Origin of the sequence: Bradyrhizobium sp. URHD0069 (genome assembly GCF_000701345.1) — a bacterium.
Lineage (GTDB): Bacteria > Pseudomonadota > Alphaproteobacteria > Rhizobiales > Xanthobacteraceae > Bradyrhizobium.
This window is the reverse complement of sequence record NZ_JNIJ01000030.1, coordinates 26,982-53,007: the sequence shown is the minus strand read 5'-3', so window position 1 is coordinate 53,007 and position 26,026 is coordinate 26,982. Positions and strand designations below refer to the sequence as shown.

Here is a 26,026-nt window from a genome sequence, read left to right as displayed (position 1 = left end):
GGCTTGCATGGAAAAGCTACAGTACTATCGCGCGATGGAGGCATTCTGTCGGCAGCGTGCCAGAATGGACGGGGAGGATGAACGCTTCTGGCTGAAGGAAGCACAGATCCTCGCCACTCTTGCAGGCCAGTACCAAACCATTCAGTCCATCCTGCGAGAAGAAAAAAGACCACACAGCTGGGGGGCCAATAGCTTCTCGCCAGAGCCCATCCTCAGACCAAGAAAAAGGACGTGGTCTGGTTTGCCCTCAATGAGAACCGGCCGCTGTTCGCGTGCGCGGGGATCTGGACTGAGTTCAAAGGCGACCGGGCACCAAGTCGAAAGCGGTCCCGGGTTCCACAACGTGTACGGCTTCCTGACGACGGCGCCGAACGCGATTGCTGAGCCGATCCATCCAAAAGCGAGGCCAGTGATCCCCCGATCGCGGAGAAGCGCGACGCCCGGATGCGTGCACTCTCCGATGAGGCCAAGGTGCTGCAGCGGCCGCTGGCCGATGATGGCCTTAAGATCGTGGCCCGTGGCGCCGACAAGGAACACAAGGCCGCGGCATAAGGCTCGATGGAGTCCCCTGGCGACCCATCTAATCGCGAATTTTTTGCGACCTAGGAACGGACAAGGCGAGTGCCCGTTGGCCTTGCATCAACCTGCAGGAGGAGGTGCAACATGGCTACAGACGAACGCGAAACAGGAAATCTGATCGGAAGCGATAAGGTCGAGGGGACCGCTGTGTATGGTCCGGACGATAAGGAAATCGGGTCGATCGAGCGCGTTATGATCGACAAGGTAAGCGGCAAGGTGTCCTATGCCGTACTCAGCTTCGGTGGCTTCCTGGGCATCGGTGACGACCACTATCCATTGCCGTGGCAGTCGCTGAAATACGACACCAATCTTGGCGGATACCGGACCGGGATCACTTTAGACCAGCTCAACGGCGCGCCGAAATATGCCAACGATGACTCTTGGAACTGGGGCGACACCAAGCGGACTCGCGCCATCGACGACTATTACGGATCTTCACTGGTAGCGTAGAAATTTATCCGCGAAGTGCGATAGGACAAGGCAAAAGCTGACGGCTGTGCATGTCCCCGCTGAGGCCGTCATTTTTCGAGGCGGCCCAATGCACAAAGTTTCCGGACGCCAATAACCGGGGCGGAAGTTCGCAGCTTTCTCCCTTAGCCTGCCTTTTTTATGATAAACAGAAATTATGAAGAAAGCAGTATCTGCTAAACAAAAATCTAGGGGGCGACCCGCGACAGGAATCACGCCGATGATGGGTTTTCGAGCCGATCCGGTAATTCGCGCCGCAATCGTCCGTTGGGCTGAAAATCAGCCGGATCACCCATCGCTTTCCGCGGCCATCCGTCGCCTGGTCGAGCTCGGGCTGACGGTGAAAATGAAAGGCCGCCCAACGAGCGAAGGCCAAAAACTTCGCGCTCGTGAAATGGCTGGGAAGGCCATCGATCACATGACCGACACCACAGCTTCCGCGGACGATCAGGCCAGCCGCAAGCGTCGCCTCCTTAAGGGGCCGGAGGAATTCCGGGAAGTTCGTATCGATCGAGGCAAGGCGAAGAGCAAGTGAGGATCCTGAGATGGCTCCGAGATGCGATCGCCCCTTCAGGAACGCGGGTTTTTTTTGGCGGCAATCATTGCGCTTCTGATTTCAGTGCTGGTCTTGATATATATTCGCTCGTGGTTGGGATGAAACGCCGGCCGGTCAAGCTCGGGCTCAAGGTGACGCGATGAAACGGCTGAACAATACCGGTTGAATGCCGCCAACTGCGCTCTGATGGCGGAAGCGGCTGAAAATGAACCTGACCGGAATCGGTTCAAGCGCATGAAAGCGCCCGGCGCTCGCCAATGAGCAGGATTGGTTAGACGGCGGAAAATCACCGACCGATGCGGCTGGTGAACATGGGGCCGAAGTCGAAGGGCAAATGACCCCCTCCGGCGGCTCATATGCCGCGAAGCGTGCTCTAATCAGACATTATTTAGATCATGCTGAAACCTAATCAAAAATGGCAATTTATCCCCAATTGAGGGAGGATGCTATGGCCGATAACCAACCCCTAAAACCGGAAGACGGCCCCTAAAACCGGAAGACTTTCCAGTTCACACTCAGCAAAAGAAAATCGTCAAAACGACGGTGAGACTATCGCTGAAGCGCGCAATGAGAAAACTGCAGAAGAAGAGGTTGCGGAGCGCTTGAACGCGGAAGAGGACCGTCGCGACGAAGGCCGTTGGTCAGCATAACTCAAACGGCTTCGAGCCGCCGCGCCACCGATCTCTAGACCTGACCGTCTTCGGCGGGTCTTTTCCCCCGCTAGTCGAGTTCCATTTTTCATTTGACTCCAGAGACCGCGGATCTAAATTTTAGGAGACATCGGCTCCAAGCTGCCCTTGTCGAAGGTGTTGTTCTCCGCCACTTAAGGGGTGCATCATGTCAAAACCACAATCCTCGCTCACCGCGATTGAACGCCCGCGCTGTCCGCGCTGCCACGCCCGCATGCCTTTGGTGGCGATAGAACGCAGCCCAGACGGTTGTGACCAACGGACCTTTGAATGCGCTAAGTGCGGTCAGAGCCGCACGATCAAAATAGCTGCAGATCCGATGAAATCGAATTCGGCGGGCAGGCTTTCGGGCGAACTGAAGCCACCCACCTGATCTACTTGAACATCGTTTTGATCGCCTGCCAGAACGATGGGCCTTCCCGGTGTTGGTCAGCGGTTGGCGCCGGCTGAATGGCGCGTGGGTCGGAAGCGGGTAACGTATCGATCAAACTTGCTTCCAATCGCGCATTCTTGTCCAGGTCGAGCCTCTCGGCTTGCCGGCGATCCGGTTCATACTTGTCGACCGGAGTGAAATTGGCTTTCTGAGCCATGCTTACCGTCCGCTCCTTCCCTGACCATACTTTCATGGCGGTACATTTGACCCGCGATCAGGCGTAGCAGGGCAATAACCCTTGCCTAAATGTCGGCAATTCCAGGCGTACCGCGACAAGTCCCGCGGTTCGCCTAAGCGAACGTGAGGCCGCCGACCTAATCGTCAGGAAAGTTATAGAGTTCCAGAAACATAACTCCGTCCTTTGATTTTGACACTCCTAGGAAGGGTCGTCAGATGAACGAAGCGCCCGAAGACATTCATCACCGGCTGGACCAGCTACGGCTGCTCGCAACGGAGACAACCGACCCGTTGGCTGAGCGGCTGGTGCGGGACATGATCGCGGAACTTGAGGACCAGATGACGGCTGACTTGTCACAGCCCAAACGTCCCGCCGCCGATTGACGACTTCGTCACCAAGGAGCAGGGCGATCAGATGCCCCGTTACTTTTTCCATTTCCGAAACGCTGATGACATGTCGCGGGATGAGGAAGGAGCTGATCTTCCCGACCTTGATAGTGCACATAAGGCGGCTTTGGTGTGCGCCCGCGAGCTGCTGGCCATCGCGGTCAAGGAAGGCGCAGACCGTATGCCGGAAAGAATTTTGATAACGGATGCCTCCGGGCGGGAGGTGGCGACGGTGGACATCAGGGATGTCTTGCCGACCGCGGCTAAGGAGAACCGTAGGTAGGGCGATACGCTGCTTTTCGGTCACTCGGGAAGCGGCAATGGGCGACGACCCCAAATGCGATGGCAAGAATTACACGGTGCACCGTGTCAGCGACGTCATCGACCCTGGCCGGAAACCCGGCATGCCCTTAAGCATTTTGAGCAACATCGCGCGCGAAGCGCCTCTCGGTTCGCTGTTGGTGGCCTTTCTCTTGGGCGTTGCCCTGGCCCGTCGCCGATAACATTTCTTGCTGCGAAGTGGGTGCATCCGAACGAGGAACGGTAGGGCGGCCAAAGAAACGACCCCATGCCTCAATGAGCCGCACTCGGTTCAACTTAAACATCCTCGCCGGTTTGTTTTGCGAGATCCTCAGCTTCCCGAAATTCACATTCAGCCTGGAACCAAAACTCCTCATCCCTTCCGGCTGGCCGGTCATTCTCTTCCCAGATTTCCCGGGCGCGATTTCTGATTCGCTCTTCGTTAGGCAAAGCGACAGCATGGTTTGCTGTTTCAGTTCCTCGGTCAGTTCCAATATCCGCTGGGGCGGCTAGCAAGCCCCAATCGAGTGGGACCAAAGGCGGGTCAGTGCTGTTGGCATGCGGGCTCATCGCCATTGCCGGCCGGAACTTTTCCTAGAATATAACATTAGCAACGTTGCTTTGATGTGGCGGGAACCCAAGGAGCGTTAGCAATGGCAACCCAAATCGTCATGGATCGCAACGGCGATACCCGGCACAATTTCGATGCGAACGACGCGAAGGCCCTCTTGAGAGCAGAAAAACGCTTCAAAGAACTAACGGGCGCCGGCTTTACGGCGGCAAGTCGTACCGCTTCTGGAGAGCCAATTGTGAGACGCACGTTTGATCCGACCGCAGAAGAGACCTTGTTTTTTCCACGGCTAGTCGGCGGCTAGCTCGGCTCAGAAATTGCTGCACATTGCAAACGGTCGGTTCGACGGCTCCTAGCGGAAGGCTCACGCCGGGCTTGAGCCGTTCGGGATTGGTATCGGGAGTTAGGGTGCGCAAATGAAGCCGAAGCGCAAGGGCCTCAGGCTCTTGAGAGAATGGCTATCGCCAGAGCAACTAGCGCAGTATGACGCGCACAACTATTTCGACGTCACTGGCTGCCACAGCGGAAAGCGCTACCGGATATGCCACGGCAGGGCGACGAACATCTACGAGCTCGACTACGCCGGTCGGCCGCGAGTTGGCTGGTGCTTTATACCCAAAGGTCGTCTCGTCCCCGGCGACGTCATGCTGGCACAAAAAATTGCCCTGGAAACCGATGAGTCGGCCGCGTTGAGGGCAGCGAAAAAGTTTCCGCCGTTGTGGCTGATACGGTGACAAGAGCTCGACGGAGTTTTGCGGCCCCTCGGACGCGGCGGTCAGGGGTCTTCTATAATCTCAATCTCGCTGTCATCGTGGACATGCTCACGGGAGATCGTGCATGGGCATTTAAAGCGATATCGCAAAACCGAGGCACGAGAATTGATCAACGAACTTTGCTTCCGAACCGAGTTGAGGGCGCGGATAAGCGATGGCGTTCCGCTTTTGAGTGATGAATCTAAAATCAATTTCGTGCCGCAACTTCTATGCAGGCACAGGCCGCCGCCGCCATCCTTAGAGCGGCAAAATACGTCCGACTTTCTCGCGCTTGCATAGTTGGTCAAGCTTGATGAGCGGTGAGAAGGGCATCAAGTTGAACGACGATAAAAGCCCGCTGATTGATCTCTTGAGTTGCGTTCTGTGTAAAGAGACAATGAAGATCGAGAAAAGTATACCTGAAGCTGAAGGCAACGACCTCGTTCAATATCGTTGCGAACTGTGCAGCAGAATTGAACGCGTTCGACTCTTACGCCGAACTCGAGAGACGACCGACTAAGAGTTGTCCAGGAATATCGCTGCAACAGACGATTTTAAAAATGCTGGCCAGGGGCGCCGGGAGACATGGCGCTAACGACGGTGCGTCCGCGCCGGCTCAGACAGGCCTAGCCGTGTAAGTAGTCGGGCAACCTATCCCCGTCGCGCGTTCCGCTTATCCCCGTCGCGCGATCCGGAAAAAACAGCCCCAGCACGGGCAGGACAACACTGTGCCGAAGGCCATCGGCACGATCCATCAAATTGCAGGGTAGAGGATTGTTCCTGACCGCCTCGTCTGAGGTGCTGTCCCGAAAAGAAAATGGCCCCCAGCGTGGGGCGTAAGCTGAGGCCGTCAAGTTTTGTGGGTAGGCCCTTACGGCTCGGTTCCTGTGCGGAGTTGATTTCGGCGAAGGCACCACTGATGTGCGGCTAAGAACATGGATAGCTGATGGATGTCTGCGTCATCGTGTCCAGTTCGGCCAACAACCATCTTCCTCGTGACGTCCGGTACGGTGCTGACATCCGTCATTGAGCAAACGTTGGCCAGCATCTTTCCAAACCGCGTGCGGTCCATATAGTCGGATCGCGTCCGCCTTATGTATCTCGACCACTCGGCGACAGCGTAAGCACTCGACCCGCAGCAATTCTCTCGGCACTTCCGATAAACGGCGCTGTTCAATAGGCAGCGATGGCTTGCCGGCTGCCCGGGGGGTCGGCCAGGACGCTATCCCACCACTCCGCAGGCGGCGGCTGGTCCGGTGTCGGCGAGCAAGTCTCTGGCACCATCCGGTCCCGCTCCCGGGCGAGCATCTTCATCTGCTTGGGGCTGGGCATTCGCCAAGAGGCGGGTCGATCGCTCATAACCTATGCTTAGAACAAAACTAGAACATTGAGCAAGTTGGTGCTAGTGTGGAAAACGCGAATCCGCGATTCCGACGCGCATCGGAACATGCGAGTCTTGCCGCTATTCTAGATGTTTGTAGCCAAGAGGCAAATTCCACGCCATGGGAAGCGGTGCACAAGCTAGGCAACCAGGCGCGCCGGTCAGGGAGCCCTATCGAACCCTACAGGGCTGGGCTATCGGCCTCCTGCTGGAAGTCCACGCCATCAAGGAATGTGAAGAGCACGGGCATATGCTGGATCGAACTGATCCGGACGCATGGAAACGGGCCCGTGAAATCGCATCCAAGTACCCCTTCAGGGGTGCCACCCCGGCCGAGGCAGTGCGGGCGCTTGATGATGTCATGCAGTCTGTCGGAGATACCTGCCCCGAGTGTAAATGATTCAATTTTCGGCACTTTTGAGCTTTTTGCGCGTCTCCTATATTGAGCATTCAGTTCAGTTGAGTGGAGTATTTCGATGGCCCCGCGTGCCAATTGGAAGGGCTTTTTGCGCCTCTCCCTTGTTACCTGTCCGGTCGCATTGTATCCGGCCACCTCCGATGCCGAAAAAATCAGCTTCAACCAGATCAACAAGAACACCGGCCATCGAATCAAATACCTGAAGGTCGATGCCGATACCGGCGAAGAGGTTTCATCCGAGGACATCATCAAAGGCTACAAGGTCGATACCGACACCTACGTCGAAGTGTCGAAGGACGAGCTGGAAAACATCGCGCTTGAGTCCACCCGCACCATCGACATTGACGAGTTCGTCCCCAAGAGCAGCATCGACCCGCGTTACCTCATCCGCCCCTACTATCTCGTGCCGGACGGCAAGGTCGGTCACGACGCCTACGCCGTGATCCGCGAGACCATCCGCAACATGGACATGGTCGCTATCGGGCGCGTGGTTTTGACCAGCCGGGAGCACATCATCGGCTTGGAGCCTCTCGGCAATGGTCTCATGGGTACGCTCCTTAGGTACCCCTATGAAGTCCGCTCGGAGCACGAGTACTTCGATGACATCCAGGATGTGAAGGTAACCAAAGACATGCTCGATCTGGCGAAGCATATCGTCAACCAACGGGCATCCACTTTCGAGCCGGAGAAGTTTGAGGACCACTACGAGGAGGCCCTTACCGAACTTATCAACGCGAAGCGCCAGGGCAAAACCGTCGGCTCGAAGCCACGACCGCGCGGCGAGAACGTTGTGGACCTTATGGACGCCTTGAAGAAGAGCCTCTACAGCGAAACGGCTCCAAAGGGCAAGAAACCTCGCAAGGCCGCCGCAGGTCAAAAGGAAATGCTGCTACCAATCGAAGGGAAACGAGGCGCGGACAAAAAAACCGTGAAGTCCGAGCGGTCAACTGGACGCAAGAAAGCCGGATAAGTGGAGTTGTAACATGAAAGAGCAAAATCGGACGAACAAAGCTGCCGTAACTGCACAGAACAATCAGGTCGAAACCGGGTCGCAGGATGGCGAGCAGACCGTAGACGAGCAGCTGGCCGAAGCGGTGGAGCAGTCCTATGCGCGCAAACTGACAGGTGCGCCCACCGATCTGTCAGAAGAAGAGCGTCAGCGCATTCAGGACAAGCGCGCCCACAGCAGAACGTGATCGTCGCGCGAGAGGCGGACCATGCAGATCCGCGTCATCGTCTGCGCAGTCGAGAGCAACCGAGTTTTGGAAATGGCCGTCCGGGCCCATGATGTAAACGCGATACTCTGCCATATGCGTTCTCCCGATCAGGCGGGAGCATACAAAGCTCTCAGTCACCGATAGATGCCGCTGAAGGGCGGTGATGCTGGAGCGTACTTCGGAGGCGCACTTTCGTGCCAGTTTGGGCGGCGGCACGTTGTGAACAAGCTTAGACCTGCGACTTTTAATAGCTAGTGGAAAAGTCAATTTTTGCCCCATCCTGATCGCATTCGAAATCTTATTACTTTTTATCAGCTCTATGCAGCTGGGCATTGACCCAAGCGTCTCTGGCTTAGTGCTCGCCGCTTCCGCTTGCAAGCTAAGCAGCGTCTGATGGTGCATGCTCACTCACGTTCCAGGATCTCGATGGCAAGTCCGAGGTGCTCAGCGACCGCCTTCCAGAACCTCCGCTACTTCATAGAGATGGGGATCGATCTGATCGGTCAAATCGTCAAACTTGCGCCAAGCTTTGCGGAAGTCTGGCGACCTGTGAGCTGACTGCAGGAGTTCGCGGTTTTGCCACTGGGCATAATTGACAATGCGTCGTCCATCGAGGCTTCGATGCAGGCTGATTGAGACAAAGCCCGGCTGGCGCGCCATGAAATGCGCTCGCTCAGCCATCAACGACAGCGCTTCATGCTGCTTTTCCGGCTCGGCTTCGATGACGGTGATTTGCGTAACTGGCTGATTTCCTGTCTGAATCTGGGGCATGGAATGACTCCCTTTCTCAAACCCGGAAACGTAGCGTCGGAACGTCGCGAGCCGGTCCAGGCATTTCGCTGGCACAAGTGCTCTCAGGTCCAATGTTCATCGATCATTACACGATATCGAGCGATCCCATGATAACGAACCCGCCGAAGAACCAAAAGGGACCACTCTAAAATTCTAGAGACGACTAATCATTCTTCGGGATGGAAAGGGGCCAGTACGAACTTCTCGGTACTGGCCGAATTAGGCCATTCGCAGATTCGAGACAGCCAGCTCGCAAATGGGGTGCGGACAAGGGAAACCCTGTCCCAAGGCAAGTTGGCGGCGTTATTCGTGCCAGTTTGGGCGGCACGTTGGGAACAAGCTTAGACCGTTGCTTCCAATAGAAAGCGAAAACTCAATTTCGCCGTTGTTGCTCTTCTTTTGACCACTTGTCCTAATAGCTTGGTAACGGGTGCCACAGCCGACCTATGGCATCCCGAAATAAGACGCAAGCGGCGAACCGGAAAGGGTCGGCTTCCGCTTCTTCATCGGTCGCCGAGAAAGCGCCCTGCCGATCGCCATTAGGCGAGCGCTCCTGGCGACCGCCAGTAGGCCTTGATTGATCGTCGGGCTGTTTGCTCTGACAGTCGTGATGTGCGTGTTCTCCGCCACCCGTACTCGCAGCGAGAGCCAGGTGTGATTCAGAATTCGATGTTCCCGATGTTCTTCATGAGCGACGCCCTCAGGCGCTGGCTTGGTTGGCTACTGGATGACTCAGGGTTCGCACCGCACGAAGCATCTTGGCACGTCGTGCTAGCGCAACCAGATCTTCGGTTGCGGCGCTATGGCGAACACGCCGGAACCGCCGGTCCTGTTTTGATTGTGCCTGCCCCGATCAAGCGGCCCTACATATTCGATCTCTTGCCGGAGGTGAGCGTAATACGGCGGCTCACCGAAGCAGGCTTTTCTGTGTACCTGAGCGAGTGGTGTGAAGAAGAGAGCGGAAGCAGCGACCTTGGCAACAGCGTCGGGTCACTCCGAAGTGCCCTCGAGAAGATCGCAAGCGAGCATGGGCGAGCGCCGATCGTTGTCGGCCATTCCCTTGGTGGAACGCTTGCCGCGATACTCGCGGCAATCGAGCCGCTTCGCGTTGACAAACTTGTCCTGATTGAGGCCCCGCTGCGCTTTGGCGAACAGACCGGAGCGTTGCGACCGATCACGGCGTATCCAGACAGTTGGCTTTTTGGCGAGACGATTGAGCCAATTCCAGGGAGCCTTCTCGATCTGGCCAGCGTTGCGGCGGCTCCGGAGGAATTTGCCTTTGGGCGCTGGGCCGACGCCTGGGCCAGCTTGCCGGATGTTGAAGCCTTTGCCATTCACGCCCGCGTCATTCGTTGGAGCCTCGACGAATTCGCCCCGCCCGCTCCTTTGCTCCAAAGCGTCGTTGATTTGCTCTATCGACAAGACCGGTTTGCCCGGAACGAGCTACGTGTGCTCGGCCGTTTAGCGCGCTTAGACTCGCTTGCCGAAATACCCACCGCCGCGATCGTGGACTATACAAGCCGCTTGGTTCCGCCTTCGTCCGCTTTGGACCCGCTAAGCAGTGCAACGGTATTTGCCTATGTGCCGGAAATCGGCGTCGGGCTACAGCACGTAGGGCCGCTCGTCGGCCGGCGTGCCCATCGAGAGATCTGGCCCCGCGTCATTGCCTGGATGCGCGGGACTCATCGGCATGCTTGATGAAGATCGACGAAGGAGCGCTGCTAGCTGCAGAATAGAAGAGCTCGCGTTTAGGGACCGAGCCCTTATAGTGCCGATGCACAACAACGCGCAGTAAGATCGTCACGACTTGTGAATTCGTATTTGGATCATTCGGCGCAATCAACGCCCACGCCAAGGACGGTCCGCAAACCACTTTCGATCGTGCTCTAAGAAAACTGCGGTTCGCGATCAGCTGACTGCTGTCGGCGCCTAGACTGGGCTTCGGCCGAGAAAGCTCCGGGAGCGGCTGAGCTAACCATCGTCCGGATGGTCCGAACTCGATAACTGTGAGACGTGCTCTTCGACGACTTTTAAGCCCATCTCCGTAAGCTCGTACAGGTCTCCATCCTTCACAACATAACCCTCGACAATCAGGGTTTGGACCTCGCCTTCCTTATCGTCGGCGAAAGCAATAGACTGGGCAATATCGTACAGGATTGCGATCTGGTCATCCCTCAGCATAGCTTTCATCCTAATGCGACACCACACAGCGAATGCCTGAAGGGTATCACGCGTTCCTGAGATCGCGGCTGATACGCTCCTCCTTTAGCTGTCACTCTGCTGGACCAAAACTGATCTTCTTTATCCTAAGCCTTCGAGGCCGTCCCACAACTTTGGTGCACGACGCGTATTTCATCCTCACTCGAATCCACATCGGAACGTTCCGTCAGAAGAGGCATCGATGGAAAGCCGCTGCTCATCCAATCTCTCGAAACAAGACCGAAAGTCCCTAATCGTTCCAAACGTGGCTGGACACGCCAGCGCCAACGCTTCAGAACTGGAACTAAACAAATTCCTTCGGGTTGCCCAGAAGCGACAGGCAGCATGCCAAGGCCGTTCCTGTTAGCGCAGGCTGCCGAAGGGTTGTCTTGAAGTCTCGGGCAAATCTGCGGCTCATGCTGATCGAATTGCCGCCAGATCCAGCTTGGAAACAACGATCTGCACTTCGCTCGCCTGGCCGCAGTGCCTATCGAGCGCATCAGCGCGCTTCCCGGTGTCGAACTCGGCATACTCTTCGATGATGGTAAGCGACTCGGGCGCCGCGAAGCGCTCGATTGGTGCCCTTTGGGCCTCAATCCCGAGCCCAGAGCGCTGCTGGCGTTGCGTCGAAACTCGAAGACATGCGACCGCGCGCTCCATACAAACGGAATACCACCGGATGGCCTTTGGTCAGTCCACGCCGCAGGTCAATTCTGGAAGTGCGCTAATTAATCGGATATCTCCTTCGATCGGATCGCGCCTGGTTCAATTGAGCAAAGCCCGCGCGCCATCCCAGATCTGCTGGAACACGACCGCTGCCGGCTCGTTTTTTGCGAGTCCCGCGGATTGGCCGGCCCAGGCTTGCATGCGGTGAACGTCTCCTTCCTTTGCGGCGGCAGCTCTCATAGCAGCGGTAAGACCCCGCTGGATAGGATACGGAGACGGGCGAGGCGCGTCGGCGCCGAGGGCTGCCTTGACGTAGTTAGTCGCGATGCTGCGGCCGGCGCGTCCGCTGAAGGCGCGACTTACGATCGTGCCTTCGGGCGCGGTGCGCGCAAGCGCATCGGCCCACGCGGGATGAATCTTGGCCTCGGGGCATCGCAGAAAGCCCGTTCCGATCTGCACGGCGCTCGCGCCAAGCGTCAAAGCCGCCGCGGCGCCACGGGCGTCCGCGATGCCACCCGTTGCCACAACCGGGAGCCGGACGGCGTCGACCACAGCAGGCAACAACGAAAACAACCCGACCTGCTTAGCTTCCGCCTCGGAGGCGTCGAAGCAGCCGCGATGGCCACCTGCCTCCGATCCTTGCGCTACGATCACGTCGGCACCAGCCTCTTCCGCCGCCTTAGCCTCCGCGACGGTGGAAACGTTGGCGAACCAGATGATGTTACGATCCTTCATCTTCTTGACGAAATCAGGAGGGTAGAGACCCATGACCGAGGAAAGGATAGGAGGGGCCACTTCGAGCATGGATCCGCATTGGTCCGCAAAAATGGGTGGAACCGCCTCGCCCGCTTCCGCAGAGGGCGCCGGTCCCCACTTCCCGAGGAATTCCCGCACCCTCGCTTCATGAGCCGGATCTCGTTTCGGCGCCGGATCGGGTATCCAGATGTTCAGTTGGAAGGCGCCATTGCTGTTGGATCGGACCTCGCGAGACCAGGAGCGGATTTCGTCGGGTTGCATGAGCAGAACGCCGCATGAGCCCAGGCCGCCTGCATTCGCGACGGCGATGGATAACGAGGGGGCGGAAGCTCCCGCCATCGGCGCGAGCAATATTGGAGCCCGAAGGCCGAAACGGTCGCAGAACTTCTTGGCTCGATTGAGCGTATCACTCATTGTCCAACCTTTATATTGGTCTTGCATCGAAGGTTCATACTCGCCCGCAACCGTGCAGTTCAAGCGACGGTTTCAGATTGCATCGATCGGAATGCCAGATAGCCGCTTCGGCGTGGTTGGCAGCGGCAACAGGGGCTAAACCGGCGGAGACAATGCTCTCGATCCTAGAGATAGTTCCGCCCGAACATGGGCACGTTGGTAGTGGCTGATCAAGAGGGTATCAGAGAGCGAGCCGGAACGCCGGGCACCTGCATGATTGTGTCGCCTTCACGTTCCGCAGGCGGTTCGTGCAATGAAAAACGCTTTGCACAGCTGTCGCTCCTATTCCGCCGCCTGCACGATCTTCCGGCCGGCAAGAGCCAGTCGCAAAAAGGAAGCGAGGGCGCTCGATACGAAGGCGTCGCGCCGCTTGATGAAAAGTGTTTCTACCTTTGCGTCCGCGCGTTCGTTAATCGATTCGATGGTTAGGGCGCAGCTCCAACACTGCAAGAGAATGACAAGAAAACTGTAGCGGATTTTCTCGGTTCCCAACAAAAGTTAGGACGTCGCTTCAAAAAGGATGCCAGCACCGGTATGTCGAATGGGGCGGTGGCTCGTCATCCGCTCCAGACAACTTTGAAGCGACGCCGCAACGACTCTAGGAGGCCGAACGCGCATTTATCGGTCCGCTTCCTCGGGCAGTTAATACAACGCTTCAGCCTAGAGCATAAATCGGCCCACTCGCCCCCTGCCTAGCCAGTCACCTATCCGCGGTACACAACCCCGCACTGAGGGCCGATTCTTTGGCACGATTCGGCGACTGCGACGTTAGACGTCGACGGCGGAACTTTCGGGCCAAGAAAGGGAAGGCGGAGCGCTGGACAAGGTCTGCGTCATATTCGCATTCTGGTCGATATTGGTCGACTTGCAGGTGAAAATGCGATTTGGACCACTTCCTTTCAAAGCGTACCAGTTTGGAGATGTTGAATGGTTGAGTTTGCTCTGCCAAAACCCTCAAGGATCAGCGGCGGAAAAACCTGGCCGAAACCGAAGTCCTCTAAGTTGCGCGAGTTCAAGGTATACAGGTGGAATCCTGACGACGGTCGCAATCCCCGAATCGACACCTACTTTGTGGACGCAGATGATTGCGGCCCCATGGTACTGGATGGCCTGATCTGGATAAAAAATAACATCGACCCTACGCTGACTTTCAGACGCTCCTGTCGCGAAGGAATCTGCGGTTCATGTTCAATGAACATAGACGGTCAGAACACCCTCGCTTGTACTAAGTCCATGGGCGAGGTGAAGGATAACGCACTCAAGATCAATCCTCTCCCTCACCAGCCCGTTATCAAAGATCTCGTCCCTGATCTGACCAACTTCTATGCTCAGCTTGCGGCGGTAGAGCCTTGGCTGCAAACAAAAACACCCACCCCACCCAAAGAATGGCTGCAAAGCCATGGGGACCGAGAGAAGCTTGATGGGCTGTACGAATGCATTCTCTGTGCATGTTGCTCTACTGCGTGCCCGAGCTACTGGTGGAACAGCCAGCGCTTTTTTGGTCCCGCCGCACTATTGCAGGCTGCCCGCTGGATTAAGGACAGCCGCGATGAGGCGACAGGGGAGCGGCTCGATGATCTCGAAGACCCGTTTCGTCTCTATCGCTGCCACACCATCATGAACTGCGCCAAAGCCTGCCCTAAGGGACTTAACCCCGCGCAAGCGATTGCTGAGTTGAAGTTGATGATGGTCGAAAGAAAGATCTAAAACTACCTAGGGGGATATCTTTCGAGGGCCTCGGAAAAGCTCTGCTACCGCGCCAGTGCCCGTTCGAGGCGCTTGCGGCTGCTGCCGGGCCTTCTTCATCGCATCTTTCGATCGGCGGGTCTTCTTCGCCTCGTACCGGACTGGGAATCCAGCCTGCCCGCCACACGAGCGCGGTCCTCCGGATTCGCTGCAAGGGTGAGGCCGCTAACTTACTTCCACGGTCTTGCGCCAACACCTTGCTCGATTGCGGGGGGCCGCAGCTTGGAAACTGGCAATGGTTAGATGTACCGCGGTTAGATGTACGGCGCATCGCGAAACCAGGGCACCAGCCTTGGGAACCGAACCCGCCTTGTTACAGTGTCCCCTGGCGCCAACCCAAAAGGTTCGTTCATGCGAGCCCTATTTGACAGTGTGTGATACCCACGCGCCCCTATTTTGGGAGAGCGAGCTCTCCCCGATGTTCGCCTTGGTTCCGTGAGCGTTCCCTGCCGTTGTACATCTATCGTGACCTAAGTTGAGATTGTAAGAGTGTTGCATGATCGGCGATCTTGGACCGATCGCGGCAGCTCTTCTCAGTTGTTTTCAATACGATCGGACAGCCGCTGCTACGGTTCTTCGATTTGAGAACCAAAGCGCCCTGCGCGGATCAGATGTTAGGGAATTGAGGTTGAGCCCGCACGCCGTACCTTGCGAACTCCGGTTCGCCCACAGCCACAGGGGCCGTACTAAACGGCGGGCGATGGCCTCGCTGGAATAACCGGCGCAAAAGTAATTCGTTCCCGGCAAAACAGTCCCAGCTCTCAAACGGGTCGCTCTTCTCAAGCGCATCGAGGCTGGCTAATCCCAAGTGCGGCGGATAAGCCGCAGGCGCTCCCCGCCCTTCCCGAACAACGAAACGCGTCATCGCTGGCAGAGATCGAATACCGCCGAAGGGTGGCGGCGTCGAGCGGGAGGACAGGAAGGCCAGTCTACCATCCGTCGACGCTGTTGATCGGGCGCTAGCGTGTTGAGAGGCAAGCCGGAACCTCTGCCGAGGCATCCTGTTAGAATAACAGTCACAAGTTGGAGCGGGCCATGAGCTACTTTTTGAGCCTGGTCGTGGCTGCGACTGTATTGGGCGCTACCCAAGCCAGTTCAGAAGAAGTTGGCCTTGGAGTTAGTGTTCGTTGGGTAGACAACCGCGTCACGGTAGGAGCGGAATAGAGATTGTGCTGGCTCCTGCCAGACGGGGTGATTGAGTCGGCATGAACGCACAAATGCAGCGGCCGCGGGACCGAAATCGGATTTCAGAATTACTTTGTGAAATGTTGTCCGGCGTGCCAGGAACGAGCATGTAGCGGCCGAGTTAAGTCGACGAAACTCACTTGTGAGGGAGACGAAGCCATGGCCCGCGCAACAGCCCATCCGGATCATCAATGCATCTCAAGCGAAGACATTCATGGAACCGAGGTTTATGGGGCAGATGGAAAGAACATCGGTGAGATTGATCACCTCATTATCGACAAGGTGTCAGGTCGGGTGGCTTATGCCGTCATGAGCTTTGGCGGATTTGTTGGGTTGGGCCACAGCCATTATCCCATCCCTTGGGGCGCTCTGACATATGATACGTCGCTTAGTGGTTTTCGCACCAGTATCACCGAGCAACAGCTGAAGGATGCGCCTGAGTTCAGTGATGACTCGTGGCAGGATCGAGACTGGGAAACGCGCACCCACCGGTACTACGGGACACCTACTTACTGGGACGTCCGAGGTGGCCTATAATGCTAGACTGCGCATCTGAAAATTCTCAATTGTCAGTGCCAGTTGAGTGAATCGACCGGCCCCGGGGCCGGTGTGAGGCGGCCGATGTAAAGGGCGGGCTGCTCATGCTTTCGAGCGCGCCGATGTCTGTATCTGCCTCACCTGTTCAACCCACTGACGACGGCCGTGAGCCCCCTCAAATTATACGAGTACTCGGCTGCAGGTCGTCCGGTGCAAGGCTGTCGGCGCCCTCCTCACCGGCATCGCTGGCCTTGAGCTCTTTCGTTATCCGCGAGCTGTGCCGCAGCGCCATACTTCCAGCCTATAAAAACTTCCCGCCTATAAAAGGATTACGGCGCCGCCGCTTCAATGCGTGCGATCAGATTCCGCACGGTCGATCGGTGTCACTTGCTGCCTCTCGCTGGCCGGATTCCCCGTCCATTTAGAGCGTCAGCAATTTCGCGGAGGCTCGAGGCACCCGTGTGGCGGATGGCTTTGACGATCAGCACGAGACTCGCCGCCAATTTATCGGCTGACTGCCGCTGAACAGAACTCCCGAGCAGCCCGGCGTACTCAAGATTAGTTCGATTTCCCAGCTTTGCTCCCGCCGCCGTCTTCGCCTGGAGAGCGGCCCTCGTCCGCTCAGATATCAGCCGGCGTTCCTTCTCCGCCAACGCTGCGTAAAGGTGGAGCATGAATGGATCAGCGTCTCGGCCAAGTTCGGTAACAATGAACGGCACTCGTTGCGCCATTAGCCCCGATACAAAGGCCACATCACGCGATAGTCGATCGAGCTTCGACACAACTACGCTGCACTTCGCGGCGCGTGCTGCGGCCAAGGCAGCCGCAAGCTGCGGGCGCCGATCCAGGGCATCTGCGCCCTTGCCGGTCTCAAACTCGGTATATTCGGCGATGATCTTGAGTGACTCGGTTTCGGCAAAGCGCTGAACGGCCGCACGTTGCGCATCGATCCCGAGGCCAGAGCGCTGCTGCTGTTGCGTAGAGACTCGAAGATATGCGACGGCGCGCTCCATGACCAAACTCCATACCACCGTATGCGGTTTGGTCGTAGCGGGATTGAGAGCAATGTCATTGCTCTTTTCATGTTGCAGCAGCGCAGACGACTGGCGTCTTTTCTTACCGCTGTGCGACATGCGCACACAGGCAGTTCAACGTTCGAATTCTTTCTGATGTCGCCGTAGGCCGCGTGACGCTCGCACCGCGCCACGTGCCCTTCTTTGGCCCGTTGGCAGGGCAATACGCGACACTAGTCGGGATTGTTACGGCGATATTTGCGAAAGCTGCGGCTTGCAAATGGCGGGACCGCTGACGGCGGGGGCTATCTGAGGAGAGAGACTACCTGCCGCGAATGCTTAACAGGCTCGGAGCCACTTCGTTGCTACAGTGGCCTGCCCCCGGCCAACCGAGGCGACGAGCTGAACGCGCTGCTGCCGGGTGCCCAATAAGAAACGGCGCTGTTACCAGCGCCGTTCTGGTGCACCTACGCGTGGAACCGGCCCACTTCGACTGGCGCTGGCGGGAGCGACCCGTTCTGGCTCTGCTGGCGTGGGAAGCCTAGCTCGCGATCCGCTGGCGAGGCTACGCCGCGTCCAAGTGGAGTCAATTGGAACGAGAATTAATTTTAGCAGCGGTTATCACCAATCGCTCACCCGGGAGATATTGTCCTCGGGGATGCCGTAGGCGGCCATGGCTTCGACCTGGCACCGCAGTGATGGCTCAGGCGTGGGTGGTCGTCGTCTCATCAGCCGGCGCTTTCGACGCGCGTTCGGCGGCTACTTCTGCGAACGATCGCCCGTCTTGGTCGATCCTGGCATCCTCGCCCGTAAAGGCCTGCCAGCGAAGCACCGCGACATCGACATAGGCCGGATCGATCTCGATCGCGAAGCAGGAGCGCCCCGTCATCTCGGCCGCGACTATGGTGGTGCCGGACCCGCTGAACGGCTCGTAGATTGCCTGCCCTGGCGACGAGTTGTTTTCGATAGGCCGGCGCATGCACTCAACCGGCTTCTGGGTCCCGTGTCCGTGCCCGTCGTCCTCGCGTGCGTTGATGGTCCAAAGTGTGGATTGCTTGCGGTCCCCGCTCCAACGCGTCCCGGACGTCCCACGCACCGCGTACCAGCAGGGCTCGTGCTGCCAATGATAATGGCCGCGGCTGAGGGCAAATCTGTCCTTGGCCCAAATGATTTGAGAGCGCATCTCGAAGCCGGAAACCTCAAGGGACTGCTGGACTTCACTCGTGTGCCGACCCGCATGCCAGACATATGCGACCGAGCCTGGAAACAACATCCATGCCTCCCGCCAATCGGCTCGATCGTCGTTAGCTACCTTGCCGAGCTTGCGGGCGTTGAGATTGACGCCGGCACGTTTCCGCCACGCCGGATCGTAGTTCACGCCGTAGGGCGGGTCAATAATCATCAACTGCGGCTTGACCCCGGCCAGCAGCCGCTCGGTAGCTTCCGCGGACGTGCTGTCACCGCAAAGGAGGCGATGCGTGCCAAGGATCCAAAGATCGCCGGCTCGCGTGATCGGGTCGCGGGGCAAGTCTGGCACGGCGTCTGGATCGGTCAGCCCTTCTGTAAATTGCGCGGCTAGTGCTTCTCGTTCGCTTTCAGTGAAGCCGATCAGGTCAAGGTCGAAACCCAAGACTTCAAGCTCCCCAAGCTCAAGCCCTAGCAGTTCCTCGTCCCAGCCACCGTTTAGGGTGAGCTTGTTGTCGGCAATGGCATACGCACTGTCGCAGCAATCCTTTACCGCTAGCTATGGGCAGGTCTTTCGCGTTGCGGAGCATCTTTCCGGGGCGGCCGACGAGAACATAAAAAAGGTTTGGGACCTCCACCGCCGGCACGGCCAAGAAGTCACCTCCGTTGTCGACCGCGAAATCGGGAATAGGGCTAGCTTAGCTGGGGCTCTCAACCGCAATGCTGACTGCGTTTGGTCGCCTCTCTCACGCGTGTGCAGCTAAACGTCTTCGAGATCAGATCTGCGCCTTGGCTTTCCGCAAGAATTTTCACGACTTCGCTTTTGGTTTTCCAAAGGTATGGATTGCGCAGAGTGAAATCAGCCGACAACAAGAGGGAGAATAGCTTGCTGCAGTTCGCGAGGAACTGGGGATGAGTGGTTCGGCTTGCTCGAGCCCCGAGGACGTGGGAGGCGATCGGCAAATTGATACTCACCACTCCGTTCTCGTAAAAATAGAGGTCATTCAGGCCGAACATCCGGGACACGATCAAACCTAAAGTCGCGAACATGAACGATCGAGTGCGTTGAGTGAACTCGACCGCTTCTTCGTTTCCCTTGTTGATTCTGATCGGAATAGGGAAAAGCGCGCTCATTTTCGTGCGTTCGCGAAGGTCGACGACAAGGGCCTTCTGCCTTGAGGCAATCATCGTGGAACTTTGATGACTGACCAGGGCGACCTTTTTTCCCGCGCCCATAATGGCGGAAGCTGTACCAGCCAATGAATCCAGCCCGCCCGAAAACAGGATGACCTCGTCCGGTACAATAGAGTGTGCGCCTGCATCCTCGAACGGAAGATACGATTGTAGGGGGAGCGAGTTCGAGGATGCCACAAACTCAAAGTGAAATTCGTCCTCAGACAGGAAATTCAGCGTATCGCAGAGTGCTTCATAGACCTCTGGCTGGGTCCAAAGAGCGACACGACGAACCGGAACTTTGAAGTGAAATTGGCGCCGCCATTTCTCTCCCATTCCGGCCATCTGGCTTGTACCACGGCTAGTGAACTGGTCGGCGCAGTACACGTAAGCCGCAAGTTCCAGCATGTCGGTCAGCACGTCTGGAATATTGTCAGCCAGCCGCTTTGAAATGTGATCAATATGCAAGTTGACCCTGTTAGGACCGCCAGGCGCGGCGTTAACGTCAATGTTCACAGCATTGGAACCGTTACGTGCAGCTCCTAGTCCGCCGCATAGGACGTGCTGCTCACGCATGAGTGCTCCTGCGCTGCCTCAGTTCATCTCTCATTTTGTGGAAGGCTACATGGGCGAAATTACCCGCTTTGGTTTCGGTAATGCCGCCTTCATAAGTGTGCTTTGAGAACCACTCCCCGGAGAACTCTTTGATGATTCTCGAAGCCTCGCGGCAGTGGAGATCAAGGGCCTCATCAAACTGCCGATGCTCGCGGATAGTCTGGAACCGTGAATTGAAGCCGACATGCTGCGACAGCTGCCGGCTCAGAAAATAGTCGAGGTGCCGACGCGTGAGCCGTGAGAAAAAATCTCGCGCCAGAACGGCGAATTGTCTCGCAGTGCCTAAACCGCCAAGTGCACTCTTTGTTTTCTCTACGACTTGGTCGAAGAGGTCTGGTAACTCCCGACCAGCAATAGCGTTGAGGCTTTCGAGCGCTGATAGCTGAGCCATTTCCCCGACGTCCGTCCGGCCACCCTTCCTCGCGACGAACCGATCGACCGCGCCGCTCATCGCTGTTGCTACCTCAAGCAATGTCGGACGATCACTGATGCGAAAGCCGAGCTGCCTCAGTTCGAGGGCAAAATCCTCCTTACGTGCAGCGATAGGTATTTGGGTGAGCAGCCAGAAAGAGTGCTTGAGGGCCGGATCATCGCTTGTATCCATCATTTGCTGCTCTGCAGCAGCCGATGTCGCGGCGGCGACCTCTTGGACGTTAGCGCCTCCGTCGATGAGTTCGATGATCTCCCGCCACTTACGAGAGCGAGACAGTGTTCCCAAATGCTGGTGGCCCATCGTGCCTGCTCACTGCTCTGCACCACCTTCGCATTCACTTAAGGCGTGCCAGCAATGCTACCGGTGATTGTTTGAATTAATTCTGAACGGGCGTCGCACTTTTTCTAAAAAATTGACGGACATTCGTGGCCGTGGTTTTCGCTAGGCCACTTTCTTCGTCGCACAGCTACGTCGACTAAACGATTTCGATATTCCTTTCGCCTGAGCGAGTTCATCAGAGGCCATCCTGTTGGAATGGATTCGATGATGAACCCTGCACATTCGGTTGATCCCAAGCCAAGCGAACGTATTGCTGAAATCGGCGGGCTGCTGGCCGACGCTCTAATGCGGCTTCAAAGCCGTAAGTCCAGCGTGTTTGCTCGTGAGTTCGGAGAAAGTTCGCTTCACTTCACGCCCGACCAGAGCAGTGATGCGCCATCTTGCTCTCCCGAGGCTTCACCATGACTGATACCGTTTTAGCCCAGTTGGCGGCTTTAAAGGGCGCGCCCGCACCCGCGCTGAAAGCTAAATGGCGCGCATTGTTCGATACCGAGCCCCCGCCGTACAACCGGCGCTTCCTGGAAAGCCGGCTGGCCTATCGTATTCAGGAGCTGGCCTATGGCGGCCTGAAAGAGGAAACCGTCGACCGGCTGCGGGTGTTGGCAAGGCAATACGACGGCAAGCCCCGCGCCAAAACCCGCTCTGATCGTCTGCCGATCGCCGGAACTCGTCTGCTGCGCGAATGGCAGGGTGTGCAGCATTGCGTGACGATCCGCGGCGAGGATTTCGAATTTCAGGGTCGGCCTTACAAGTCGCTGTCGGCCATCGCGCGTGAAATCACCAAGGTGCGCTGGAACGGCTGGGTGTTCTTCGGGCTGAAGAACCACCGCGGTGCGGCATGAGCAAGAAACAGCCCACGGCGCTGGTGCCGCAGCAAAAACTCCGCTGCGCGGTGTACACCCGCAAGTCGAGCGAAGAAGGCCTCGAGATGGAGTTCAACTCCCTTGATGCCCAGCGCGAGGCCTGCGAGGCCTATGTTGCGAGCCAGCGCGCCGAGGGCTGGATCCTCGTTCCCGACCGCTATGACGATGGCGGCTTCTCCGGCGGCACCTTGGAGCGTCCCGCGCTCAAGCGGCTGCGCGCAGATATTGAGACCGGCAAGGTCGATGTGGTGGTGGTCTACAAGATCGATCGCCTGTCCCGCTCGCTGATGGACTTTTCCCGGCTGGTCGAGGTGTTCGACCAGCACAAGGTCACGTTCGTGTCGGTGACGCAGTCCTTCAACACCACCACGTCAATGGGCCGGCTGACGCTTAACGTTCTGCTGTCCTTCGCCCAATTCGAGCGCGAGGTGATTGGCGAGCGCATCCGGGACAAGTTCACGGCGTCCCGCAAGCGGGGCATGTGGATGGGCGGCTGGGCGCCGCTCGGCTACGAGGTCCGGGATCGCAAACTTGTTGTCAACGAGGTCGATGCCAAGCTCGTGCGCTCGATCTTCCAGCGCTTCGCCAAGACCGGGGCCATCACCACGCTGGCGCGGGAGCTGATCGCGGGAAACATCCGCAACAAGTACGACAAGCTGATCGACAAGGGCATTCTCTACAAAATGCTCAACAACCCCGTGTATATCGGCGTGGCCGTGCACAAGGGCGTCTCCTATCCCGGCGAACATGCCGGCATCATTGACCGAAAGGTCTGGGACAAGGTCCAGGCCAGATTCCAGGAAAGCCCGCGCAGGCGAGCGGCTTCCACCCGGGCACAAACGCCCTCCCTGTTGAAAGGAATCATCTTCGGCCCCACCGGGGTCGCCATGTCGCCGACGCACACGCGAAAGAATGGCAGGCTTTATCGCTACTATCTCAGCCAGACCGTCCTGAAGCAGGGCTCAGACGATTGTCCGGTTGCCCGGGTTCCGGCCGCCGAGATTGAGAAGATCGTGATCGATCAGGTCCGCATTCTGCTGCTGTCCCCCGAAATCATCGTCCAGACATGGCGCAGCGCCCGCAAATCCATCAAGGGCCTGACCGAGTCCGAGGTCCGCACCGCCCTGCAGGCGTTCGATCCGCTTTGGAATGAACTATTCCCGGCCGAGCAGTCCCGCATCATCTCGCTTCTCGTCGAGCGCGTTGATATCCGCGCAGACCGCGTTGATATCAAGCTCCGGATCGATGGCGTCACCTCGCTCCTCGGCGAATTGACCGGCAATTCCATCACCCGGCAGGATGCCGCATGACGACCGGCGCTCAAGCAGGCAAAGCCCAAATCAGCAAGGATGGGCGCACGGCGGTGGTCAGCATTTCCGTGAGCTTTCTTCAGCGTGGCGGTCGCAAGCAGATCCTCTCACCTCCGGGAACGGCACCATGGTCGCCCGCCCCGCGTGTTGACGGCGCACTGGTCAAGGCCGTGGTCCGCGCCCACCGCTGGCGGCAAATGCTCGAAAGCGGCGAGTACAATTCCTCAGCAGAATTGGCCAAGGCCGAGAAGGTCAACGATTCCTATCTGAGCCGAATTCTCCGCCTGACCTTGATCGCGCCAGACATTATTGAAGCGATCCTCACTGGACGCCAACTCAGCACGCTTCAGCTCGACGATCTACTCAAGCCGCTGCCGGCGGCGTGGGAATTGCAGCATTTCGCGCTGTTTGGTCAGCAGTAGCGCACGGCGTCTACCTGAGGATCATTGAGGCTCCTTGGGGGTTATCGAGGGGTACTGAGGGTGCCCATGACTAGCTGACCCATAAAAGAGGCTGATCATCATGGCCGATAAAGCTGCCGAGTTAGCTCGCCTGTGGAAGGTGGCCGAGGCTGTGGTCGCTGAGCTGGAGCGACAGGGTGTTGCCGAGGTTCTGGCCAACCTCGGGTTCGATCCCACCGAGATGGCCAAGGCTGTCATCAAGGCGGCCGACGGCGACGTGGTCCCGTTTACGACGGATTAGCCCTGATAGCCGGCGAGTGGCCGGTCACTCCGCCTCCGAGCGGGATGCCGCATGACGACCGGTGCTCAAACCAGCATCAGCAAGGACGGGCAGACCGCGACCGTCAGTAGCCTCGTTACCTTCCTCCAGCGCGGCGGTAGCAAGCAGATCCTGTCACCTCCGGTGCGACCCCGTCACACGGGTCGAAACCGCGCTCGTCAAGGCCGTGGTCCGCGCCCACCGCTGGCGGCAAATGCTCGAAAGCGGCGAGTACAATTCCTCAGCAGAATTGGCCAAGGCCGAGAAGGTCAACGATTCCTATCTGAGCCGAATTCTCCGCCTGACCTTGATCGCGCCAGACATTATTGAAGCGATCCTCACTGGACGCCAACCCACCACCCTTCAGCTTGATGATCTGCTAAAGCCGCTGCCGGCGACGTGGGCACAGCAGCGTTCCGCGCTGCACAATTCGAATTAATCGGAGTGCGTTGAGGAGCTGGCACATCCGCTAAGCGCCCAGGAGCAGACATTACGTGAGAGTCAGCTTTTGACCCCTTAACGGAAGTCGGACCTGGCCACGTCACCCGCTGAGTTGCGAAAAGGCTCTGATTACCTACTGACTGGTCCGCGCCATTTCGATATCCTGCGATGCAGGATTTGGTCGTGCGGCTCGGATCTCATTCGATCTCTTCTCAGCGGTGCGGCAGTTGCGGGCGCTGGCCGCGCTGGTGCAGCAGACGCGCAGCGCATAATAAATGATCGCTGGTCTCCACTTGGAATTTGAGCGGGGAAGTCAATGGTTAGAATCCATCGAAAGAACCCGATCGTTTTTGCGTCGTTGGTCCTCTGGGCGGCTTCGGCGACAATGCCGTCTGCGGCACCAAACGATAAAGAAGCGATAGCGCTCCAGACTAGAGCGAGAGAGCTTACTCGCGCGGAGAAGTATGGGGATGCAATACCGCTCGTCCAACGCGCGTTGGCAATCCAAGAGAAGGTGAGCGGTCCCGACGATCCCGGGGTCGCGTTCTTGTTGGACGATCTGGCGGGGCTCTACGAGGACCAAAGCCGCTATACCGACGCCGAGCCGCTCCACAGGCGCTCGCTGGCGATCCGTGAGGAAGTGCTCGGCCCCGACCATCCCGAAGTCGGGCCAGCGCTGAACAAACCAGGGGGGACTGCTCGTCAATTCGGATGGATCAGCTGACGCTCATGAGCAGGCCGGAAGCTTACCTTCAAGATTTGCAAATGATGGAGCGATGCCTTGAAGTCGCTCAACTTGGAGCGAAGAAAGGAGAGCTGCCGTTCGGCGCCCTGATTGTTTCTCGAGGACAGGTCATTGCCGAGGCGACAAATCGCGTTTCATCGGAGAGCGACGTGACGCGCCACGCGGAGCTCGTGGCGCTTTCCGAGGCACAAAAGGTCCTTAAACGAAAGCGTCTGCAGGATTGTACCTTGTATTCGATCGTTGAACCTTGCCCGATGTGTTCGTTTTGTTCAAGGGAGGCGCGGATTGGTCGGGTGGTGTTCGCTCTCTCCTCTCCTGTGATGGGCGGATATTCGAAATGGAACGTGCTGAAGGACGACGATTTATCGAACAAACTACCTGAGGTTTTTGGACCTCCGCCGGAAATCGTCTCCGGCCTGTTGGCAGCGCAGGCCGAGCAGGTCTGGAGCCAGTGGAACCCGCTCGCTTGGCACTTCATGAAACGAAGAGGCTGCTTTGGATCGGCGGCGGATCTGCCTGAGCGCCATGCGGCCGCGCCGCGGCCCATGTTTTCGTGGGCCGCCTTGACCGCCTTTTTAGCTGCGCCGGCCCTATCAGTGAGCAAGGCCTTCCTGCGCTCACGTGCGGGTTCGAAAGCTATGCCGAAGTTCGACCCGGAGTCCGACTCGTGAGCGCGCTACCGACGTCGCTGTTCGGATTCGCCTGTCCCTCCATTTCAGCGCGAGCGGGCTCCACCGCAGAAACCACTTTGCTTCAGTTCTCGCGACGTTGGCAACGGGCGCTAGAGGAATTCAGGCAGTTCGATTGGCCGGCGACATTGAACAGGTTCGCTGTTGCTTTTTCGTGGAACAGCGTGACAGCGCTTCCTGTGACCTCTCTGATCGTTCTTGTGTTCTGGCTTCCATTCTGTCCTGAGTTTCAGTCTGT

At 57.7% G+C, this 26,026-nt stretch carries 30 protein-coding genes and 1 pseudogene; 20 read left to right on the top strand and 11 right to left on the bottom strand.

The genetic code is table 11. The annotated features are described in order from the left end of the window. Positions 1-663 precede the first annotated feature (663 nt). The gene (locus N554_RS0119060; protein WP_029584921.1) at positions 664-1,029 is read left to right on the top strand and encodes a PRC-barrel domain-containing protein; all 366 of its coding nucleotides are present in this window, start codon (positions 664-666) and stop codon (positions 1,027-1,029) included. A gap of 175 nt (positions 1,030-1,204) precedes the next feature. Further along, positions 1,205-1,582: a hypothetical protein gene (locus tag N554_RS0119055; protein WP_029584920.1), complete on the top strand. Its 378-nt coding sequence runs from the start codon at positions 1,205-1,207 to the stop codon at positions 1,580-1,582. A 1,084-nt stretch (positions 1,583-2,666) separates the two neighbouring features. Here N554_RS0119055 and N554_RS0119045 read toward each other — a convergent pair. Then, positions 2,667-2,882 (bottom strand): hypothetical protein, encoded by a 216-nt coding sequence (locus tag N554_RS0119045; protein ID WP_029584919.1) that lies wholly within the window; start codon positions 2,880-2,882, stop codon positions 2,667-2,669. A gap of 236 nt (positions 2,883-3,118) precedes the next feature. On the opposite strand from N554_RS0119045, the gene N554_RS40095 reads away from it, so the two are divergent. Genes N554_RS40095 through N554_RS36070 form a run of 3 tightly spaced genes read left to right on the top strand, consistent with a single transcriptional unit; the run spans position 3,119 to position 3,792 of the window. Continuing rightward, on the top strand, positions 3,119-3,286 hold the full coding sequence (locus N554_RS40095) for a hypothetical protein (RefSeq protein ID WP_156041986.1): 168 nt from the start codon (positions 3,119-3,121) through the stop codon (positions 3,284-3,286). Positions 3,287-3,317: 31 nt separating this feature from the next. Further along, complete coding sequence (locus tag N554_RS0119035) at positions 3,318-3,572, top strand: DUF6894 family protein (RefSeq protein WP_029584918.1); 255 nt, start codon at positions 3,318-3,320, stop codon at positions 3,570-3,572. Positions 3,573-3,609: 37 nt separating this feature from the next. After that, positions 3,610-3,792, top strand: a complete 183-nt coding sequence (locus N554_RS36070; protein ID WP_036053570.1) for a hypothetical protein — start codon at positions 3,610-3,612, stop codon at positions 3,790-3,792. A gap of 94 nt (positions 3,793-3,886) precedes the next feature. Here N554_RS36070 and N554_RS43050 read toward each other — a convergent pair whose 3' ends face one another. After that, a complete protein-coding gene (locus N554_RS43050) occupies positions 3,887-4,159 on the bottom strand; it encodes a DUF2934 domain-containing protein (protein ID WP_081851319.1) in 273 nt (90 codons plus the stop codon). Positions 4,160-4,242: 83 nt separating this feature from the next. On the opposite strand from N554_RS43050, the gene N554_RS0119020 reads away from it, so the two are divergent. After that, positions 4,243-4,464 (top strand): hypothetical protein, encoded by a 222-nt coding sequence (locus N554_RS0119020; RefSeq protein WP_029584916.1) that lies wholly within the window; start codon positions 4,243-4,245, stop codon positions 4,462-4,464. Between the two features lie 112 nt (positions 4,465-4,576). Further along, complete coding sequence (locus N554_RS0119015) at positions 4,577-4,894, top strand: hypothetical protein (RefSeq protein WP_051677568.1); 318 nt, start codon at positions 4,577-4,579, stop codon at positions 4,892-4,894. 977 nt (positions 4,895-5,871) lie between these two features. Here the strand turns inward: N554_RS0119015 and N554_RS42115 are convergent. Beyond that, positions 5,872-6,271, bottom strand: a pseudogene (locus tag N554_RS42115) (hypothetical protein). 498 nt (positions 6,272-6,769) lie between these two features. Between N554_RS42115 and N554_RS0118995 the strand changes: the two are divergent. Both N554_RS0118995 and N554_RS0118990 read left to right on the top strand, forming a co-directional pair. Next, a complete protein-coding gene (locus tag N554_RS0118995) occupies positions 6,770-7,681 on the top strand; it encodes a non-homologous end joining protein Ku (protein ID WP_029584912.1) in 912 nt (303 codons plus the stop codon). A 13-nt stretch (positions 7,682-7,694) separates the two neighbouring features. Continuing rightward, positions 7,695-7,907 (top strand): hypothetical protein, encoded by a 213-nt coding sequence (locus N554_RS0118990; RefSeq protein ID WP_029584911.1) that lies wholly within the window; start codon positions 7,695-7,697, stop codon positions 7,905-7,907. A 465-nt stretch (positions 7,908-8,372) separates the two neighbouring features. Here N554_RS0118990 and N554_RS0118985 read toward each other — a convergent pair whose 3' ends face one another. Then, positions 8,373-8,699 carry an antibiotic biosynthesis monooxygenase family protein gene (locus N554_RS0118985; RefSeq protein WP_029584910.1) on the bottom strand — a complete coding sequence of 109 codons (327 nt, stop codon included), beginning with the start codon at positions 8,697-8,699 and terminating at the stop codon, positions 8,373-8,375. Between the two features lie 675 nt (positions 8,700-9,374). Here N554_RS0118985 and N554_RS0118980 point away from each other — a divergent pair. Then, entirely contained in the window at positions 9,375-10,418 is a 1,044-nt protein-coding gene (locus tag N554_RS0118980; protein ID WP_051677567.1) for an alpha/beta fold hydrolase, read from the top strand. 273 nt (positions 10,419-10,691) lie between these two features. On the opposite strand, the gene N554_RS0118975 is transcribed toward N554_RS0118980, so the two are convergent. The 3 genes from N554_RS0118975 to N554_RS0118965 form a co-directional block, all read right to left on the bottom strand. Continuing rightward, positions 10,692-10,901, bottom strand: a complete 210-nt coding sequence (locus N554_RS0118975; protein ID WP_029584908.1) for a hypothetical protein — start codon at positions 10,899-10,901, stop codon at positions 10,692-10,694. A 432-nt stretch (positions 10,902-11,333) separates the two neighbouring features. Continuing rightward, positions 11,334-11,579, bottom strand: coding sequence for a recombinase family protein (locus N554_RS36060; RefSeq protein WP_051677566.1), 246 nt, complete (start codon positions 11,577-11,579; stop codon positions 11,334-11,336). Between the two features lie 105 nt (positions 11,580-11,684). Next, positions 11,685-12,755, bottom strand: coding sequence for an NAD(P)H-dependent flavin oxidoreductase (locus tag N554_RS0118965; RefSeq protein WP_029584906.1), 1,071 nt, complete (start codon positions 12,753-12,755; stop codon positions 11,685-11,687). A 966-nt stretch (positions 12,756-13,721) separates the two neighbouring features. Between N554_RS0118965 and N554_RS0118955 the strand changes: the two genes are divergently transcribed. Together N554_RS0118955 and N554_RS0118950 are read left to right on the top strand one after the other, a co-directional pair. Next, positions 13,722-14,501: a succinate dehydrogenase iron-sulfur subunit gene (locus N554_RS0118955; RefSeq protein WP_029584904.1), complete on the top strand. Its 780-nt coding sequence runs from the start codon at positions 13,722-13,724 to the stop codon at positions 14,499-14,501. A gap of 1,383 nt (positions 14,502-15,884) precedes the next feature. Continuing rightward, positions 15,885-16,262 carry a PRC-barrel domain-containing protein gene (locus tag N554_RS0118950; protein WP_029584903.1) on the top strand — a complete coding sequence of 126 codons (378 nt, stop codon included), beginning with the start codon at positions 15,885-15,887 and terminating at the stop codon, positions 16,260-16,262. 383 nt (positions 16,263-16,645) lie between these two features. On the opposite strand, the gene N554_RS36055 is transcribed toward N554_RS0118950, so the two are convergent. The 4 genes from N554_RS36055 to N554_RS0118925 form a co-directional block, all read right to left on the bottom strand. Beyond that, positions 16,646-17,395, bottom strand: a complete 750-nt coding sequence (locus N554_RS36055; RefSeq protein WP_371259504.1) for a recombinase family protein — start codon at positions 17,393-17,395, stop codon at positions 16,646-16,648. A gap of 583 nt (positions 17,396-17,978) precedes the next feature. After that, a complete protein-coding gene (locus N554_RS0118935; RefSeq protein ID WP_245283645.1) occupies positions 17,979-18,905 on the bottom strand; it encodes a DNA-methyltransferase in 927 nt (308 codons plus the stop codon). Between the two features lie 266 nt (positions 18,906-19,171). Further along, positions 19,172-20,209 carry an adenine nucleotide alpha hydrolase family protein gene (locus N554_RS0118930; protein ID WP_051677565.1) on the bottom strand — a complete coding sequence of 346 codons (1,038 nt, stop codon included), beginning with the start codon at positions 20,207-20,209 and terminating at the stop codon, positions 19,172-19,174. Next, positions 20,202-20,981 (bottom strand): hypothetical protein, encoded by a 780-nt coding sequence (locus N554_RS0118925; RefSeq protein WP_029584900.1) that lies wholly within the window; start codon positions 20,979-20,981, stop codon positions 20,202-20,204. The genes N554_RS0118930 and N554_RS0118925 overlap by 8 nt, the downstream gene beginning before the upstream one ends. 243 nt (positions 20,982-21,224) lie before the next feature. Here N554_RS0118925 and N554_RS40090 point away from each other — a divergent pair, with 243 nt between their 5' ends. The 8 genes from N554_RS40090 to N554_RS0118890 all read left to right on the top strand — a co-directional run bounded on the left by N554_RS40090 (position 21,225) and on the right by N554_RS0118890 (position 25,770). Next, a complete protein-coding gene (locus N554_RS40090; protein WP_156041985.1) occupies positions 21,225-21,425 on the top strand; it encodes a hypothetical protein in 201 nt (66 codons plus the stop codon). Continuing rightward, on the top strand, positions 21,422-21,862 hold the full coding sequence (locus N554_RS0118920; RefSeq protein ID WP_029584899.1) for a DUF2924 domain-containing protein: 441 nt from the start codon (positions 21,422-21,424) through the stop codon (positions 21,860-21,862). Before N554_RS40090 ends, N554_RS0118920 begins: the two co-directional genes overlap by 4 nt. Then, positions 21,859-23,193 (top strand): recombinase family protein, encoded by a 1,335-nt coding sequence (locus tag N554_RS0118915; protein WP_029584898.1) that lies wholly within the window; start codon positions 21,859-21,861, stop codon positions 23,191-23,193. The genes N554_RS0118920 and N554_RS0118915 overlap by 4 nt, the downstream gene beginning before the upstream one ends. After that, the gene (locus N554_RS0118910) at positions 23,190-23,615 is read left to right on the top strand and encodes a hypothetical protein (protein WP_029584897.1); all 426 of its coding nucleotides are present in this window, start codon (positions 23,190-23,192) and stop codon (positions 23,613-23,615) included. The genes N554_RS0118915 and N554_RS0118910 overlap by 4 nt, the downstream gene beginning before the upstream one ends. 100 nt (positions 23,616-23,715) lie before the next feature. Beyond that, complete coding sequence (locus N554_RS0118905) at positions 23,716-23,895, top strand: hypothetical protein (protein ID WP_029584896.1); 180 nt, start codon at positions 23,716-23,718, stop codon at positions 23,893-23,895. Between the two features lie 232 nt (positions 23,896-24,127). Beyond that, on the top strand, positions 24,128-24,352 hold the full coding sequence (locus N554_RS42105) for a hypothetical protein (RefSeq protein WP_245283644.1): 225 nt from the start codon (positions 24,128-24,130) through the stop codon (positions 24,350-24,352). A gap of 318 nt (positions 24,353-24,670) precedes the next feature. Then, positions 24,671-25,078, top strand: a complete 408-nt coding sequence (locus N554_RS0118895) for a tetratricopeptide repeat protein (RefSeq protein ID WP_051677564.1) — start codon at positions 24,671-24,673, stop codon at positions 25,076-25,078. Then, positions 25,066-25,770 (top strand): nucleoside deaminase, encoded by a 705-nt coding sequence (locus N554_RS0118890; RefSeq protein ID WP_051677563.1) that lies wholly within the window; start codon positions 25,066-25,068, stop codon positions 25,768-25,770. Before N554_RS0118895 ends, N554_RS0118890 begins: the two co-directional genes overlap by 13 nt. Positions 25,771-26,026: the final 256 nt, after the last annotated feature.